Raw genomic sequence first — 15,528 nt, 5'->3', positions numbered from 1 at the left:
CAATTTTTGCGTGAGACCGCTAGCCGGAAAGTCGCTCAGACGATGCCGCAACTAGGCAAACGTCATGAGCTGATGTCTGTCTCCGACGTCGATAACTTCGATGGCGAAGATTTTTCCATTGTCATCCTGTATCGAGATCTTCTGCGGGCGATCGACGACGTGCGTCATGCCCTTGACCGATATTTCGAGAGCGTCTTCCTTCGGTTCATAGGTGGCACCGAGTAGGGGTGCCGATCTCACCAGGATCTGGTCGCCAATCGTTGCGCCGAGGACTTCGATCTTGATTTCCTTCCCTTCCACTTCCTTGTGAAGGCGCGAGAAATAAGCAGTCCATTCGGATTTCGGGAGCACTGTAACGCCCATGTTTTCATCTCCTTCTTTTAGGTATCCTGCCGCGGAGAGCAGGGCTTCTGTCGTGCGCGACGTGTGAAGGGTCATCGTCTTACTCCTGCCTTGAGCGATGCCCGCGTCCTGAGAATGCGGAAACGCCTGAAAGAACGACCATGATGCCCCCCACGACAACGGCGGCCCAGGTTGCTGCAGTCGGCTCTGTGAACGGCTCGACGACCCACGGCAAGACCATGAGCCAGATGCCGAGCGCAAACTCGATCAAAGCTTCCCATTTGCCAGGAAGCACAATGCCTACGACTGCGATCAACCCGGTTGCCAGGCCGGTCAGAAGAAGGGCCCACGCCATCCTGTCGCCCGCCATGGGATCCCCGAAGGTGGACGGTAGCAACCATGGGACTGCGAACACGAATGTTCCCAGTGTAACTATCGTCGGATCCTGCCAGCCTGGTTCGTTCATTGAATCCTCCCACGGCCGAGTTCGTGACGCTGTCAGGATAGACCTCTTCCTGCACAGTACATTGCGCTCGATCAAAATGACCGATTGGCGAGAGAGGATCCGAGCGCCAGGGTACCTGCGCGATTTGAGCAGCGCCTGATTAGAGCTACGCTGTCGGAGCGATCGAGCGGGACGCATCAAACCCGACGATCGGCATAGTGGGGGTCGCGGATCTCCTCAAAAGAAATGGATCTGAGCAAACGCCGCAACGACGCGGACCGTCAAACAAGTCGCCTGCAAACAAAAAAGGCCCCGCGGTTGGCGGGGCTGAGCAGTTTGGACATAAGGAAAGGCACCGCTTGGCGACACATCGAAGGCAAGCGTTACCAACCAGTTTAAACGCCGTCGCCTCAATTTGGTTCCAACGCCAGGACGCGGGTCGCTTCTCAACCCGCCGTGATCTCGATCTTCCGATCGTTTCTCTTCGCATTGGGGGTCTTGGGCAGCGTCACCTTAAGGATGCCTTTCGCGAAGGCGGCGCTCACCTTGTCGGTATCGACGTACTCCGGAAGCTGGAAGGAGCGCTGGAAGGAGCCGTAGTGACGTTCGGAAACGTGATACGATTTATCCTTCTCCTCCTTCTCCTCGGTCTTCTCGCCGCGGATGGTCAGTACGCCGTTCGCGAGCTTGACCTCGATGTTCTTCTCATCGAGGCCGGGGACTTCCGCCGTGATTTCGAAGGCGTCGTCCTTTTCTACGACGTCAACGGCGGGTGACACTACCCAGTCGCCGTTCGATGCGCCAGATATGCGTCCTAGCAATGGCCGGGCCAAAGGGCGCCATGAAGAGGGACCAAAGTCGTCGAATAGACGGTCGATTTCCGTGCGAAGGGACTCAAAGGGCGACCAGAAGCCACCTTGAGCCGGAGCGGGGTTCTTGGGTTCTGTCTTAACGGGGAACTTATCGGGCATGATCGTCTCCTGTTTTCCAAGGAGGTCCGGAAGCCGGATCCCATTACAGTTGCTTGTGCTCGACATTGAGCCCAGTCATCAAAGCACGTTCAACATCTTCGAACTTTGATTCCGGTCAAAGAACGAGCCTAGCTTGCTCCGCTTGCCACACTTGTCGCGTCCAACCTGTAGTGCTCAGCCCATGCTCGAAGCGACGTCAGATGCAGGTTAAACCGCTGCATTTCGTTGATCCTGCCGAGGTAAAGCGTAGAAAGTCGCATGGCACCGAGTAGTCCCTTCCGCTCTGATACCCGCCAAGGACAGCAAACTGGGAAGCGACAAATCCGCATTGTTTTCACACCTCCGATGGTCGCTGCCTCTTGGAGCATCGTGGCCTGTTGGATATTGACCCATGTCAATGCGCACCCGTTCCCCAATGACCAATAATGGTTCCTGTTAGAGTCGTTAGACCTTGGCTGATGATCGGAAACCTATCGGAACTCGATGGGCCGATTTGCTTGGGGCCCGCGGACCGACCATGAAGGTTGGAGGACCATGATGGAGTGCGACGAGAGATGGAGACTACTCGAGGATCGATACATTCTTGATTTTGAAAGACTGTTCGAAGTGCGGTCGCGTCGAAATTGGCTCCTGGCGCAGTGGGTATGTTCTTTGATCGGACGAAATGACAGGGATGCTTACGTTGCCGAAGTCATCGAGGCAGCTAGTTCGGCGCCGGGAGACAAAATCATTCTGAAAAAGGTCCTGAAAGACCTCAAAGATGCTGGTGAGGACGTCGGTGGGGCGACAATAGAGAAAAAGATGCATGAACTAATGTTTACAGCGGCCGAGGATATGGCGCGTGAAAGCGCAAAGCTTTGAAAATCCCGCTCGACCGCCTAACGCCCACCGTCCCCAGAAGGGGAGACAAACTGGGTCGCCGCCGACGATGTGGATAGTTGGAATGGACCGCGCGCCGCTGAGGAGGCGGAGATGCCCGGTGTTACCGTCGTGGAAAACCGCATGCAATGGAGTTGAGAAAATGACTGCTGGTGCTGGCGTGTACTTCCGTTGCCGAACAGCCGTTTTGCAAGGCTGACGCGCCAGGGTCGTACTTTTCAGTCGTTTGCTTTCGAAATTCGGCGCGAATGCGGTGACCGCCCAGTCGACAGCTTGGTTCAACCACATCTCGCTGAACGTGATCTAGGGAGTTGACGTTGTCATTCATTGATCGATCCGATGCGGGAAAGCATCTAGCGTTGGCGCTCGAAAAATACCGGGGCAATGATGTTGTGGTGCTCGCTTTGCCGCGCGGCGGGGTGCCCGTAGCAGTCGAAGTCAAATTTGTAGGCAACTGGCAACTGCTGAGCGGTGGCGGCGGGCTCCCAAAGTGGCCGGCTGCTCTAGTCCGTTAGTTATCTCCTGTCCGCTACAGCGGCGCCGCCCACAAACTGCCTTCGCGCGGGTCTTCGGCAGTCTACGCGACAGCTTCGGGCTGTTGTGACGGGGGAGGTTCGGGAACTTCCGTCATTGTTGCCTCCGTCAAAAGAAGCACGCCGGCAACCGATACTGCATTTTCCAAGGCCACACGCACAACCTTCGTTGGATCAATGATACCTTCCTCGAGCATATCAACATAGCGGTTGCGCGCGGCGTCGAAACCAATCATGCCTTGGCTTTCCAGCATCCGGGCAACGACAACTCCGCCGTCGACAGCCGAGTTCTCGGCGATTTGGCGCGCTGGCGCCTCCAGTGCCCGTCGGAGGATCTGAACGCCAGTTCGCTCGTCACCCTCGCAGAGAGCTTCCGCCGCGGCAACGGCACTGACGCACCGTAACAGCGCTAGTCCGCCCCCAGGGACCACCCCTTCCTGAACGGCAGCTTTGGTCGCGTTTATTGCGTCGTCGAGGGCCTCTTTCCTTGCCCTCATCTCGGCTTCGGCCGGCGCGCCGACCCGGATAACAGCAACGCCACCGGAAAGCTTCGCCAAGCGCTCCTGCATCTTCTCACGATCATAGTCGCTAGTGCTCTTTTCAATGTCTCTACGGAGCTGGTCGGCGCGCCCCTTTATCTCTGACTGCTTGCCGCCGCCACCAATAATCGTCGTCGTGTCCTTGTCGACAATCACACGCGAGGCAGTGCCAAGATGATCGAGCGTGATATTCTCGAGCTTAAAACCAAGATCCTGGGAGATGAGCTGTCCGCCCGTCAGAATGGCGATGTCCCGCAGCATCTCCTTTCGACGATCGCCGAAGCCGGGTGCCTTGACGGCACAGTTATGCAAAGTGCCACGAATTTGGTTTACAATGAGAGTAGCGAGAGCCTCCCCGTCGGTGTCTTCGGCGATCACCAAAAGCGCCTTGCCTGATTTCGCGATCGCCTCCAAAACGCCAACAAGATCATTGAGGGCTGAGATCTTTCGATCGAAGATCAGAATCCTCACATCTTCCAAGACAGTTTCCATCTTTTCGGACTCGGTGGCGAAATAGGGTGAGATATAGCCGCGGTCGAATTGCATGCCCTCGACGACATCGAGCTGGGTTTCCATCGTTTTTGATTCCTCGACGGTGATTACGCCGTCCTTCCCGACCTTTGCCATCGCAGTGGCAACGAGCTTGCCAATCATTTCATTGTTGTGGGCGGAGATCGCTGCCACCTGCTCCTTTTCCCTGTCCGTCGTCACCGGGCGGGAGAGCTCTCCTAGGGCTTTGATTGCTACGGCCGCGCCTCGGTCAAGACCGCGCTTAAGGTCAATCGCATTGGCGCCTGCAACGACATTGCGATGACCGTCCGCCAACATCGCATGAGCAAGAATCGTCGATGTGCTCGTGCCGTCGCCCACGACCTCGCCTGTTTTCTCGGCCGCCGTGCGCAACATTCTGGCGCCGAGGTTCTCTTCGGGATCCCTGAGGCTGAATTCTTTCGCAATTGTAACCCCGTCGTTGCAGACGATGGGCGTACCCCATTTCTTTTCGATGAGGACGGACTTCGATTTAGGTCCAAGTGTGAGGCGGATCGCGTCCGCAAGCTTGGTAGCTCCCTGCAACACCTTGCCGCGAGCTTCCGTTCTGAAAAGGATCTGCTTGTATGGCATCACAGCCTCCCAACGCGTAGCGGGCTTTGTCCAAAGCCTCCCATCTGCATTGTTGAGAATGGCGCATTTCAAGCCGAGATTGTTTGACCAGTATCAAACTAGCGCCATGTGATCAGATCGACAGTCCGTCAGTTTTACCCGGTGGACGGCGGCGGTGAGAACCCTGGCAGCAAGTTCGGGCGTCCCGATCACAAGCAGTCCGTCATCGTGCCCTCGGCGCAATGTTCATGTTGGAGTAAACGGCCACCAGGATGCCGTTAGGGGCAGGCATATGCAGCTTTGCCCGCTCACCGGACCACTTGCATCAAAGCCTCGCAGTAATTCTCGAGATCGAGTCTCCGCCAAATGTCATTCAGACGCACTGGGCAACTGTGCGCATTGACCAGGGTCAATGCGAAACTAGAGCACGTCGACCAGGATCTGCAGTTTGAAGAAGGAGGATCTCGATGCTCGTCCAAGACCAATCCGCAATCGTGGCGTTTCTTAGGGAAGCCTTGCGCAGGGATGAGCTTCCTGTTGAGGTCGTAAATACGCATATCTCCATCATCTTCCTGTCGGGGGACCGCGCTTATAAAATGAAGCGCGCCGTCAAACTTCCTTATGTCGATTTCTCTTCGATCGAGGCCCGGTTGGTTGCATGCTATAAGGAGATCGAGTTCAACGGCGTCACCGCGCCGGAAACCTACCTTGGCGTCAGATTGATCACAGAAGAGGCTGCCGGCCACTACAGTATCGATGGCAGCGGCCCGACGCGCGAAGCGCTCGTCGAAATGCGTCGTTTTGATCAGTCGGCGCTGCTCGACAACGTCGCCAGGTCGGGCGGCTTGACGCCTCAATTGATCAACTCATTGGCATACGCAATCGCGCGGTATCACCGTGGCGCGAAACCTGACGACACAGTTTCAGGGCGAAGAGCCGTCTCGTCGGTTCTCGAGATCAACGAAGCCGGATTTGCAACAAGCAATGTCTTTTCTCGAGAGGAAGTGCGAGAGCTCACATCGAGTTTTTATCGATCCCTGGGAGGTCTTGCAGATATCCTTGAACAACGCGGACAGGAAGGAAAAGTACGCAGGTGTCACGGCGATCTTCACCTCAGAAACATCTTCCTGCTGAACGGCGAGCCACGCCTGTTCGACTGCATCGAATTCAATGATCGGATAGCCACGAGCGACGTGCTCTATGACCTTGCGTTCTTGCTGATGGATCTATGGCATCGCAGAGAGTATACGCTGGCGAACCGGTTGATGAATCGCTACTTCGATGAGACGGACGACGAGGAAGGCTTCGAGACGCTTCCGTTCTTCCTGGCACTTCGCGCTGCAGTTCGCGCCCACGTTCTTGCCACCAGTGCGACGGATGCGCAGCCGCAGCAGGGCGATCACATCATCAAAGAGGCAAGATCATACTTTCAGCTCGGAGGCTCGATGCTGCGTGCGAAACCGCCCCGTCTGATAGTGATAGGGGGCCTCAGCGGCTCAGGCAAGACGACGCTTGCGGAAGCCCTGGCACCGCTCATCGGCGCCGCACCAGGCGCCCGAATAATCGAAAGCGACAGGCTCCGAAAGGCACTGCACGGGGTTCCTCCCGAGACAAAACTGCCGGCGGCAGCTTACCGACCAGAAATCTCGGCGAAGGTCTACCGGGAGATGGCTTGGCGTGCGCGGCTCCACCTGAAGGCTGGCGGTTGCGTGGTCGTTGACGGCGTCTTCGACAAGCCGCGGAATCGCAAGTTAATTGAGGAGTCGTGCATCGGGGATGAACGAATTTTTCAGGGTGTCTGGCTTGACGCTGATCCAGTACTTCTTAGACGGCGTGTAGTCGACCGCTTAAGGGGCGTCTCGGACGCCGGGATTGAGGTCTTGGAGCAACAGCTTGATCACGCGCTAGGCATTATAGAATGGAAGCGGTTTGACGCAGGAAAGCCTATCAATGTTCTGATTGATGAGATACTTCGCCCACACGACGCAGTAGGAGAAAACTTCGACGCTTCGATCTAAAAATGCGTTCGATCTAAAAATTGGCTGTTCAACGTTACGACGTGCGCGATTCACCTGCAGCTTCGTCACCCGGTTCTGGAAGCCTGTAAAGCGTCCCATTTTCGACGCCGAAGGGCGCCTGATCCATCGCCTGCATCATGTGAGAAACGTGACTGTAGAATACCACCAAGCGCCGGAGCTGAGCGGCAAGAACTCGAGGCGCGAACTCTAAACCTTTGGCGCCTCGAATCCTTTCACATCAGGATTTTTGTCAATTGGTCATTCAAGGGGCATCGAATTTCTCCGTTTTAGGCGGATCCACGGTCTGAGCCCATAGTCATTACCGGCCCGTTCGCGGGCCTGTACAATCTCACATACGGTCGCCGTCCGTAGCGGCTGCACCATTATCCCGCTTTCGACGGGCACGGGCTCAGGAGAACGGGACCAAACTCAAGATCGGCGTTTGAGAGCCAAAAGGATTCCCGGTCCGTCCACCTGGATCCGTCAGGACTGATCAGGCCCTGAGGATGGGTCTTCTGATAAAGCTAGCGGCGTTTGCATTTCAGGCGGTTTTCATGATTGCGCCTTCGATTACGACGCCGGAGCTCACGTATTTCCACAGTGCAACGAGCAGTTTACGGGCCAGCGCCACGATCATCGGCGTTTTAAGGCGGCCCGCGTTGCGAGTGATGCGCTCCTTGAACCATAACGTTAACGCCGATTTCGGTTGATGCCGCAACCATAGCCAGGCGAGCTCGACCATGGTCGCTCGCAAACGCGGATTTCCCGCCTTCGAGACACCTTGTTCGCGATTGACGTTGCCGCTTTGCCAAGGGGAGGGGGCGAGGCCAGCGTAAGAGGCGATTTGCCGTCGATTGTCGAAGTGTCGGAACAGGCCTTCCGTGTAGAGTATCGTAGCGAACTCTGGACCAATTCCTTTGATCCCCAAAAGCGCCGTCGCTCCTGCCGGCGTTTCCGGCGTCTCCTGCACGATCAACGCATCTCGCTCTGCTTCTACGGCCTTGATTTGTGTAAGTAACAATTCGAGGCGATCAAGCTCTCTGCAGATCTCTGCTTTCAAATGCTTTGATAGCGCACGGCCATCTCCAGTTCGAAGCGCGTCCAGACGCTGGCGACGATCTCGATTTACAGGCTCGTACCCTCGTATTCCTTGCGTGAAGAGCAGCCCCTTTATGCGATTGACGTGGAAGACCCGCTCCGCAATCAGGGTTTTCCGCTCCCGCCCGATCCGACGGTTATCGTCCTCCTCAGGTGTGAGGAGTTTGACCATCGAGCACGCACGCGGCTCGCCACGTTTCCATGCCATCAAAGCGCGGATCAAGGTTTCTCCATCAATCCGATCCGTCTTTGCCCGGCGATGGCGGCGGGGCATCGCAATGGATGCGGCCTCCACAATATGGCTCTCGATCCAGGGTTCCTTGCTGAGCACTCGCCCCAGCCAGAAGCCATCAAGTCCGGCCTCCTGGATCACCACCAGCGGATAAAGTCTTTCCTTACGCCGCTGGGCTTTCTGACGAAGGGTGGCAAAACACGAAAACAAGCCGGCGATATCGCCTCCGGTCACCGTATGACGGGACAGCTTCTCGCTTCCCGGCGACAGAGCTGTCACGAGCCATGTCGATTTGCTCAATTCCAACGAGACGAAAATTGCGCCAAGATCGACGGGGGTAGCGGTCTGTGCTTGAGATTGATCTGCTGTCATCGGCATGATTGGCCTCCAGAGAGTTTTCTAGCGACCTCACTCTGCCACGGTGCAGGCCGCTACTCACCCCTGATGGGATCTCAAGCTTTAGCCGATACGCAGATGATCCTCGACCGACTTTACGCCTGCAGCCGACCAGGCGGCGTGTTCGGCGGCCTGCCGCTCGGACCAGCGCTTGACGGTTCCATCAAGCGTGACCTTGCCGTCAAGCACGTTCACTTGGATGGCTTGAGCCTCGAGTTCTGCGTCGCGCCGGAACGCTTCTTCGATCCGCCGTTTGACGTCGCTCGAGGTTGGGCGAGGGGCAACTGCGATAAGGTTGGAGATGCCGACGACGCCGGCCAGATCACGAATGGCGCTTGCCGCTGCGTTTTTCTGATACTGCCATTCGACCTTGCCTTCGAGCGTTACCCAGCCGTTCTGGACCCTGACAGTGACCGCATCCCTTGGTACGGTGGTGCGCCATGCAAGCGTGCTGACGGAGCGCTTCGCGATCTCGTCGTCCGCGGTGATGTGCATGCCATAGGGGCGCACTTCGATTTCCTGGGCGATGGCATGCACGCCCTTCACTCGTCGTGCCGCGCGCTCGGCGGCGTCCTTTTCGGAATAGGTAGCAACGTGGCCGGTCAACGTGACCACACCACCTTCTGCCGTGACACCGATATGGGCCGCATCGATGCTCGGTTCAAATTCCAGCTCGTCCAGCACATTCTGTCTCAACGTAGCGTCTGTCATGGGAAAGCCTCCTTCCACGGTTCGACGGCGTGGATCTTAGAGACAAATAGAAGCTCGTACTTTGACCTGTCTCAAAATAGCGCGCGTCGGCTCCCGCGGCGCCATTAAAGCCGGTGCACAATTTCGTCTCGTTTGATCAAGCGCAATGTAGCCCTGGCAAAAGAGACGGATCATGAACGCGAGGTCTTCCCTCGAGGAATTTTGGTCAATGGAGGAATTGTCATGAACGATCTCGCATTACGCCAAAACATCATCGACGAACTCGGGTTCGAACCGAGCGTCGATGCGGCTAACATCGGCGTCGCGGTGGAGGAGGGCGTCGTCACTTTGTCAGGCCATGTTGGCAGTTACGCAGAAAAGATCGCTGCTGAAATGGCCGTGAAGCGGGTCAAGGGCGTGCGTGCGCTCGCCGAGACCCTTGAGGTCCGGTACGCGGGCCGCAAGCACCATGCGGACGACGAGATCGCGGCGCGGGCTTTGGACATCATTGAATGGGACGCGCTTCTGCCGGACGGCGCGATCGGCGTCAAAGTTCAAAAAGGCTGGGTGACGCTTTCAGGGGAGGTGCCGTGGCATTTCCAGAGGGTGGCGGCTGAAAAGGCGGTCATGAAACTCGGCGGCGTCGTCGGAGTGACAAACGTATTGTCGATCAAGCCCGCCGCATCCATTCCCGATGTCAAGAACCGCATCGAGGGTGCGCTGAAACGTAATGCCGAGGTAGAGGCGGACCGAATCCAGGTCGACGTTTCCGGTGGCAACGTCACGCTGAAGGGTGGCGTAACCGGCTGGCGGGAACGCAATGCTGCGGAGCGGGCGGCCTGGTCGATTCCTGGAGTCGTCAGCGTCACCAACGATCTCGCGGTCAGAGGTTGATCCGGGACATCTCGAACAGAATTGGCAAGGCTGAATGAAGCCTTGCTGACTAAGTAGGATTGCCAATATGCACGCTCAAGACGGCTACAAATGGCTGCGCTGGTTGATCCTTGACCACGCGTTGCTGCTGGTTCTCATCGTGATGATCGCGACGGTGTTCAGCGTGCTCTTGTATCGTGCAGACAGTGTCACCCGCTCGGATTTTCGTTTGCAACGATCGATCGAGGACCGGCTTTCTGAGGAACGGAGCGATTGAAATGTCAATGGCATTGAAAAACATGACGCATGCGGAATGCTTGGACATGCTGAGAGGAGGGCACTTTGGCCATCTGGCCTGCAGCACCGACGGGCAACCCTACGTCGTTCCCATCTACTTTGCGTTCCAGTCAAGAGTAGCCTACAGCTTCTCCATGCCCGGACGCAAAGTCGAGTGGATGCGACAGAATCCGAAGGTATGCCTTCAGGTCGAGGAATGGCCATCGAAGGGCAGTTGGAGAAGCGTAGTGCTCACTGGAAAGTTCCAGGAGTTTCCTGACGACGATGCCTGGCACGAGGAACGTCTTCACGCGTGGTCTTTGCTGCAGAAACACATGAATTGGTGGGAGATCGGCTCGCTGAAGCCCGACGAAGTTCCGCCAGCGCATGCCTCTACCCATCTCTTCTACGGCATCTATATGAACGATGTCTCCGGCCGAGCCGCGATGCAGATTGGGTGAACGTGCAGTTAGCGATGTCCTTGATCACCCATAAACACAAAGGCCTCCCGCAGGGAGTTCAGCGGGCTCTGTTTCCCTGGAATTCCAGCGGCCCAAGAGTTGTCTGTAATGGGCCCCCAAGGTATCCACGAGGCTGGTGGCCGGCGCCATCAATGGCCGCTCCTGCCATTGGAGGCCCCCTTCTCAAGGCCGATCTATTGGGTAGTTTGGATAGCCACGTGAAGGCTTCGCTCGGAAGCCCTTCGCTCTGACTTTGAATCTCGTGACCTAGTGAACGGTGCCTGAAAACAGTTTCCCCGAAGCGCTTTCTGGCGAAGTCTCGCAATGAGTATCCGCGAAATATCATCTACGCTGCTGATGCCGTGTTGGTAGATCTGGATCGCTAGCGCGCAAACGTGGGAAGAAACCGCCTCATCTAACGGCACACTGTAGTGTCGATACCAATTCTGAACTGCGACAGACAGCTTGTTCAAGTCCGATGGGGTTAGAGACAGATGGCTCATCTGCGGCTCTCCAGATGTCGGAAGTATTCGCGATACTTCCTCATCTTCGCGGAGAAGACCTTGACTGATGTCAAAGACATCGTGTTCACGTGCACAGCGTGCGTGAGGGGTAACCGTTTGGATTGCCGCAAGTGATCGTTACGCCGTCGTGCATTTTGATGCGTGTGCAAAAAGCTGACCTTGCCCACAAGGATACGAACAGCCATTCTTTGGAATTGGAGATACCTCGCGCCCAAAGCATTGACACCGGACATCAGAACGGCGATCTGCAAGCATTCTTTGCTGAGCATCACGCTGGGCAAAAAATGAGATGTTAGAACCCGTTTCCCTTGGTCGGCGGAATGAACAGATCCGGATATCCAAGTTTGGGTGGTTTCTTTTGTGATTGGGCACCGACTGCCCGGCTTTCTCCGCGCGTCTTTGCTATGACGGTATAGTCAACACGAACCGCCGCCGCTATCGCAAGGCATATCACGGAGATCTTTAGCATTTGCTGGCTCCTTTCCTATTTCGCCGAGCATTCTTGATCCAAGGAAACTTTGTTCATTGCGCTTTGGGGCTTTGCGAGTGGTGCTGCTGCGCCTTGATGTAGGCCACGAGATCAGCGATCTCCAAGCGTGTCAGTGAGAGGTTGGGCATTCGCGAGTGCTGGGGAGATGCCAAGAAGTCCGACAATCGCTTCTCGTTGAAGTGCTCGGATCCACCAATCTGAGCGAACGTTGGCACGGAATCCGAGCCATGAGCCTGTCCGGGAGCAACGACGTGGCATTCGCCACACCAGCGCAGAGCGATGCCGCGTCCGCGAGCAAGATCGGCCGTGGCGCCCTCATCAAAGAACCCCAAAACGAGAGCAATGGCGATCGCACCTGGCAAAATGCCTTTTCGGGTCATGGGTCGTGTCATCCTCAGCTAGGCTCATCGAGTGAGGCAATTCTTCGTGAAACCGGCTATCGATCGGCACCTTGTTGGGCGACGAAGATCGCTTGAACGCGCTGGATGCTATAGATAGTTGGCATACGCATCTTTGATGCTGATCAATGCATCTGGACTCTTGTCCGGATTCGGGCCCCCGAACTTCATTAGAAGGGCCGAGCACGACCGTCTACGTATTTCGGCGATGCCGGAGGGGATTGCTAGTCGATGCCGGGCAGTCGGCCCTTGAGTCGTGTGGATTTTTGAACTGACGCCGCCTTGCGGTCACGCCGCCGTTGTTTGGCCGCGGTTTTTCTATTTTCGCATACTCTCGCTGAGCTCGATGCGATAAGCATTTTTCACGAGGCGGTCCAGGATGGCATCGGCGATGGTTGGATTACCGATCACGTCGTACCAATGCTCCGCGCTTAGCCTCGTCGACAGCGAGCCAAGGCAGCATCTGCAATCCGGGCATTGCCGCGGCGGATCTGTCACAGACTGTTACAAACTTAGACCAATTGGCACGGAAGTGGCATCCGGATGTGACGTTGCGATCGTCTACTGCGATCTTCATGATTGCAGGGAGCAAGTTCATGTTCGCGAACAGTCTCAACGTCCGTCCCCTGTTTGAAGAAGCCGGCCCGGCGCGCGAGGAATGCAGCCTCGGCACGCTTTTCGACCGTAGTCCACTAGAGCGTGCGACGGCGGGCCAGATCGTCTTTTTTGAAGGCGACCGCGCCCTCCATGTCTTTGCGATCCGCGAGGGCAACCTAAGAATTTGTCGCCAGCTTCACGACGGGCGTCGCGTTGTTACGGGTTTTCTTACGAAGGGCGACATTGTCGGCGTCTCGTTCAAGAACCGCTACCTCTATAGTGCCGAGGTATTGGACGATGTCGCGTTCCAGCGGCAGACTAGGGTGGCATTCGAAAAGCAGCTTCTCGCTCGCCCCGATCTGCGACCAGTGCTTCTCTCTCAGCTTTGTGACGAGGTGGCAGCAGCGCAAGATCAGATGGTGCTGTTGTCGTGCAAGAGCGCCGAAGAGCGTCTGTGCAGCTTCCTATTGGCCCGGTTGCAGAAAAGCACAACCGAAGGCTGTGAGCCAAACGTGGTCAATCTGCCCATGACCAGGCTTGATATTGCCGACTATCTTGGCCTGACGATCGAGACAGTCTCGCGCACGGTGACGAAGCTGGCAGGGCAGGGTATCTTATCGGCGGGCCGTAGACATGAAATTCTCGTGCTGAAGAAGTCGGCGCTTGTGCAACGGGCCGGAGAAGACGAAGCCGACGTCGATGACAGTCTCGACGATACGGCAAGGTACTATCATCATTAGAAGGCAGGCCGTGATGCCAGACGATGCCATAGTTCCACCAGCTCCGACGCAGGATCTCGACGTCATCGCGCGGGTTTTCGACGATACGAGTGTCATCATTCACGGCGTGGACGGCGTCATCAGCCACTGGACGTCGGGGTGCGAGCGTCTCTACGGATGGAAACGCATCGAGGCCGTGGGGAAAGTGGTTCACACGTTACTCCGGACGAAATTCCGTAGGCCGATCGAGGATATCCTAAGGGACGTCTACGCCGGCCTCGCCTGGGAGGGCGACATCGTCCACTACCACCGGGACGGACATCCGATGACGATCGCGACGCGATGGGTCGTCTTCGATGCCGCATCGTCGGCCCCTGTCGTCATCCAGACGAACACGGACGTATCCGAAACAAGAAAGATCCAGGACGACCTTGCCGAACGCGAGGCGCATCTCAGGTCCATCCTTGCCACCGTCCCGGACTCCATGGTCGTGATCGACGAGGCGGGGTCGGTCACCTCGTTCAGTAGCGCGGCGGAAAAGCTCTTCGGCTACTCCTCCCGCGAGGTCATCGGCCGCAACGTCCGCATGCTTATGCCGTCACCATATCGCGACGAACATGACAGATACATCGCAGACTACCTTGGCACCGGCAGGGCGAAGATCATAGGCCTCGGGCGAGTCGTGAAGGGACGCAAAAAGGACGGATCGATTTTCCCAATGGAGTTGTCGGTGGGTGAAGCAGTGGCGAACGAAAGACGGATATTCACCGGCTTCATTCGTGACCTGACAAGCAGACAACGGATCGAGGAAGAGTTGCGGCAGTCCCAAAAGATGGAAGCCGTCGGGCAGTTGACCGGGGGACTGGCACACGACTTCAACAACCTGCTGACAGTGGTCAGCGGTAATCTCGAAATGCTAGAGCCGCTGCTTGCCGATGATGAACAGCGCGAGCTGCTTCGGGAGGCTCAGGAGGCGGCGGACGACGGTGCAAAACTGACGACACAGCTTCTCGCCTTTGGGAGGCGTCAGCCTCTCAAACCCGAGAGCGTCGATGTCGGATCCCTCGTATCCGGCTTCTCCGAGCTTCTGCGACGGACCCTTGGGGAAACGATCGAACTTCGCACAAACATCAAAGGAAGCAGCCACACCGCTTTGGTCGACAAGTCACAGCTTCAGAGCGCCTTGCTCAACCTTGCTTTGAACGCTCGAGACGCAATGCCGATTGGCGGAAGCCTGACGCTCGATATCTCACGGGTGCTGCTCGATACTGACTATGCCCAGATGTATCCCGAGCTAAGGCCCGGCGACTATATCCTGATCGCCGTGACGGACACGGGCAAAGGGATGCCGGAAGAGGTGAAAGCCCGTGCATTTGAACCGTTCTTTACCACCAAGGGTGTCGGTGTTGGGACCGGCCTTGGCCTCAGCATGGTCTACGGCTTCGTCAAGCAATTGGGGGGGCACGTTCAGCTCTACAGCGAGCTTGACAAGGGAACGACAATCCGAATCTATCTTCCTGCCGTAGACTCCGCGGGTGTCGAGAGATTCCGGAAGGTGGCCCGCCAGGCGCCTCCTCACGGCACCGAGCGTATCCTGGTCGTTGAAGACGACGAGCGGGTGAGGCGGGTCGCGGTGGCAAGGCTTATGACGGCGGGCTATTCCGTCCTGCAGGCCGGTGACGCCGCTCGGGCCCTCGACGTGCTCTCGACGAGCGAGCCGGTCGATCTGCTGTTCACGGACATCATAATGCCGGGCGGCATGACTGGCGACGAGCTGGCAAGGCAGGCAGTGCTGCTGAGACCCGGCCTCAAGGTGCTGTTCACATCAGGGTATGCTGAACCGAGCATAGCCAACCATTCAATTCCAACGACCAGTTGGTTGAAGAAACCATACACGGCTCAGGAACTCGCAATCCGGCTCCGGCAGCTTCTTGATTGAAGCGCGT

15 protein-coding genes and 1 pseudogene are annotated in these 15,528 nt (G+C 56.9%); 8 read left to right on the top strand and 8 right to left on the bottom strand.

Annotation, left to right across the window (positions count from 1 at the left end; translation table 11 throughout):
- Window positions 1-51: 51 nt before the first annotated feature.
- From ACSQ9D_RS09480 to ACSQ9D_RS09470, 3 genes are all read right to left on the bottom strand, one after another.
- On the bottom strand, window positions 52-438 hold the full coding sequence (locus ACSQ9D_RS09480; protein WP_436282019.1) for a DUF5335 family protein: 387 nt from the start codon (window positions 436-438) through the stop codon (window positions 52-54).
- A 4-nt stretch (window positions 439-442) separates the two neighbouring features.
- On the bottom strand, window positions 443-808 hold the full coding sequence (locus ACSQ9D_RS09475) for an SPW repeat domain-containing protein (protein WP_436282018.1): 366 nt from the start codon (window positions 806-808) through the stop codon (window positions 443-445).
- Window positions 809-1,233: 425 nt separating this feature from the next.
- Window positions 1,234-1,758, bottom strand: a complete 525-nt coding sequence (locus tag ACSQ9D_RS09470; protein WP_436282017.1) for an Hsp20/alpha crystallin family protein — start codon at window positions 1,756-1,758, stop codon at window positions 1,234-1,236.
- Between the two features lie 537 nt (window positions 1,759-2,295).
- On the opposite strand from ACSQ9D_RS09470, the gene ACSQ9D_RS09465 reads away from it, so the two are divergent.
- Both ACSQ9D_RS09465 and ACSQ9D_RS09460 read left to right on the top strand, forming a co-directional pair.
- Complete coding sequence (locus ACSQ9D_RS09465; protein WP_436282016.1) at window positions 2,296-2,619, top strand: ATPase inhibitor subunit zeta; 324 nt, start codon at window positions 2,296-2,298, stop codon at window positions 2,617-2,619.
- Window positions 2,620-2,954: 335 nt separating this feature from the next.
- Window positions 2,955-3,077: pseudogene (locus ACSQ9D_RS09460) on the top strand (phosphoribosyltransferase); the annotation flags it as partial.
- A 137-nt stretch (window positions 3,078-3,214) separates the two neighbouring features.
- Here the strand turns inward: ACSQ9D_RS09460 and groL are convergent.
- Entirely contained in the window at window positions 3,215-4,831 is a 1,617-nt protein-coding gene (gene groL / locus ACSQ9D_RS09455; RefSeq protein WP_436282015.1) for a chaperonin GroEL, read from the bottom strand.
- 446 nt (window positions 4,832-5,277) lie between these two features.
- Between groL and ACSQ9D_RS09450 the strand changes: the two genes are divergently transcribed.
- Complete coding sequence (locus ACSQ9D_RS09450; RefSeq protein ID WP_436282014.1) at window positions 5,278-6,828, top strand: AAA family ATPase; 1,551 nt, start codon at window positions 5,278-5,280, stop codon at window positions 6,826-6,828.
- Window positions 6,829-7,369: 541 nt separating this feature from the next.
- On the opposite strand, the gene ACSQ9D_RS09445 is transcribed toward ACSQ9D_RS09450, so the two are convergent.
- Window positions 7,370-8,536: an IS110 family transposase gene (locus ACSQ9D_RS09445; RefSeq protein WP_436282013.1), complete on the bottom strand. Its 1,167-nt coding sequence runs from the start codon at window positions 8,534-8,536 to the stop codon at window positions 7,370-7,372.
- Window positions 8,537-8,617: 81 nt separating this feature from the next.
- Window positions 8,618-9,265: a BON domain-containing protein gene (locus tag ACSQ9D_RS09440; RefSeq protein ID WP_436282012.1), complete on the bottom strand. Its 648-nt coding sequence runs from the start codon at window positions 9,263-9,265 to the stop codon at window positions 8,618-8,620.
- Window positions 9,266-9,487: 222 nt separating this feature from the next.
- Between ACSQ9D_RS09440 and ACSQ9D_RS09435 the strand changes: the two genes are divergently transcribed.
- The 3 genes from ACSQ9D_RS09435 (at window position 9,488) to ACSQ9D_RS09425 (ending at window position 10,854) form a co-directional block, all read left to right on the top strand.
- Window positions 9,488-10,138, top strand: coding sequence for a BON domain-containing protein (locus ACSQ9D_RS09435; protein WP_436282011.1), 651 nt, complete (start codon window positions 9,488-9,490; stop codon window positions 10,136-10,138).
- A gap of 67 nt (window positions 10,139-10,205) precedes the next feature.
- Window positions 10,206-10,394 (top strand): hypothetical protein, encoded by a 189-nt coding sequence (locus ACSQ9D_RS09430; protein WP_436282010.1) that lies wholly within the window; start codon window positions 10,206-10,208, stop codon window positions 10,392-10,394.
- A 1-nt stretch (window position 10,395) separates the two neighbouring features.
- Complete coding sequence (locus ACSQ9D_RS09425; protein WP_436282009.1) at window positions 10,396-10,854, top strand: pyridoxamine 5'-phosphate oxidase family protein; 459 nt, start codon at window positions 10,396-10,398, stop codon at window positions 10,852-10,854.
- A 1,046-nt stretch (window positions 10,855-11,900) separates the two neighbouring features.
- Here ACSQ9D_RS09425 and ACSQ9D_RS09420 read toward each other — a convergent pair.
- Both ACSQ9D_RS09420 and ACSQ9D_RS09415 read right to left on the bottom strand, forming a co-directional pair.
- Window positions 11,901-12,248 (bottom strand): c-type cytochrome, encoded by a 348-nt coding sequence (locus ACSQ9D_RS09420; RefSeq protein WP_436282008.1) that lies wholly within the window; start codon window positions 12,246-12,248, stop codon window positions 11,901-11,903.
- Window positions 12,249-12,584: 336 nt separating this feature from the next.
- Window positions 12,585-12,713 (bottom strand): ATP-binding protein, encoded by a 129-nt coding sequence (locus ACSQ9D_RS09415; protein ID WP_436283800.1) that lies wholly within the window; start codon window positions 12,711-12,713, stop codon window positions 12,585-12,587.
- Between the two features lie 149 nt (window positions 12,714-12,862).
- Here ACSQ9D_RS09415 and ACSQ9D_RS09410 point away from each other — a divergent pair, with 149 nt between their 5' ends.
- Window positions 12,863-13,603, top strand: a complete 741-nt coding sequence (locus ACSQ9D_RS09410) for a Crp/Fnr family transcriptional regulator (protein ID WP_436282007.1) — start codon at window positions 12,863-12,865, stop codon at window positions 13,601-13,603.
- 13 nt (window positions 13,604-13,616) lie between these two features.
- On the top strand, window positions 13,617-15,521 hold the full coding sequence (locus tag ACSQ9D_RS09405; protein WP_436282006.1) for a PAS domain S-box protein: 1,905 nt from the start codon (window positions 13,617-13,619) through the stop codon (window positions 15,519-15,521).
- The last annotated feature ends 7 nt before the right edge of the window (window positions 15,522-15,528 follow it).

Origin of the sequence: Rhizobium sp. LjRoot258 (genome assembly GCF_964254185.1) — a bacterium.
Classification (GTDB): Bacteria; Pseudomonadota; Alphaproteobacteria; order Rhizobiales; family Rhizobiaceae; genus Rhizobium.
The sequence above is the reverse complement of the archived record's forward strand: the minus strand, read 5'-3'. Positions and strand labels throughout refer to the sequence as shown.

What these genes read in the sequence shown, in the direction of transcription:
- ACSQ9D_RS09480 (WP_436282019.1), bottom strand. Translation starts at nt 438, where the DNA reads ATGACCCTTCACACGTCGCGCACGACAGAAGCCCTGCTCTCCGCGGCA.
- ACSQ9D_RS09475 (WP_436282018.1), bottom strand. Translation starts at nt 808, where the DNA reads ATGAACGAACCAGGCTGGCAGGATCCGACGATAGTTACACTGGGAACA.
- ACSQ9D_RS09470 (WP_436282017.1), bottom strand. Translation starts at nt 1,758, where the DNA reads ATGCCCGATAAGTTCCCCGTTAAGACAGAACCCAAGAACCCCGCTCCG.
- ACSQ9D_RS09465 (WP_436282016.1), top strand. Translation starts at nt 2,296, where the DNA reads ATGGAGTGCGACGAGAGATGGAGACTACTCGAGGATCGATACATTCTT.
- groL (WP_436282015.1), bottom strand. Translation starts at nt 4,831, where the DNA reads ATGCCATACAAGCAGATCCTTTTCAGAACGGAAGCTCGCGGCAAGGTG.
- ACSQ9D_RS09450 (WP_436282014.1), top strand. Translation starts at nt 5,278, where the DNA reads ATGCTCGTCCAAGACCAATCCGCAATCGTGGCGTTTCTTAGGGAAGCC.
- ACSQ9D_RS09445 (WP_436282013.1), bottom strand. Translation starts at nt 8,536, where the DNA reads ATGCCGATGACAGCAGATCAATCTCAAGCACAGACCGCTACCCCCGTC.
- ACSQ9D_RS09440 (WP_436282012.1), bottom strand. Translation starts at nt 9,265, where the DNA reads ATGACAGACGCTACGTTGAGACAGAATGTGCTGGACGAGCTGGAATTT.
- ACSQ9D_RS09435 (WP_436282011.1), top strand. Translation starts at nt 9,488, where the DNA reads ATGAACGATCTCGCATTACGCCAAAACATCATCGACGAACTCGGGTTC.
- ACSQ9D_RS09430 (WP_436282010.1), top strand. Translation starts at nt 10,206, where the DNA reads ATGCACGCTCAAGACGGCTACAAATGGCTGCGCTGGTTGATCCTTGAC.
- ACSQ9D_RS09425 (WP_436282009.1), top strand. Translation starts at nt 10,396, where the DNA reads ATGTCAATGGCATTGAAAAACATGACGCATGCGGAATGCTTGGACATG.
- ACSQ9D_RS09420 (WP_436282008.1), bottom strand. Translation starts at nt 12,248, where the DNA reads ATGACCCGAAAAGGCATTTTGCCAGGTGCGATCGCCATTGCTCTCGTT.
- ACSQ9D_RS09410 (WP_436282007.1), top strand. Translation starts at nt 12,863, where the DNA reads ATGTTCGCGAACAGTCTCAACGTCCGTCCCCTGTTTGAAGAAGCCGGC.
- ACSQ9D_RS09405 (WP_436282006.1), top strand. Translation starts at nt 13,617, where the DNA reads ATGCCAGACGATGCCATAGTTCCACCAGCTCCGACGCAGGATCTCGAC.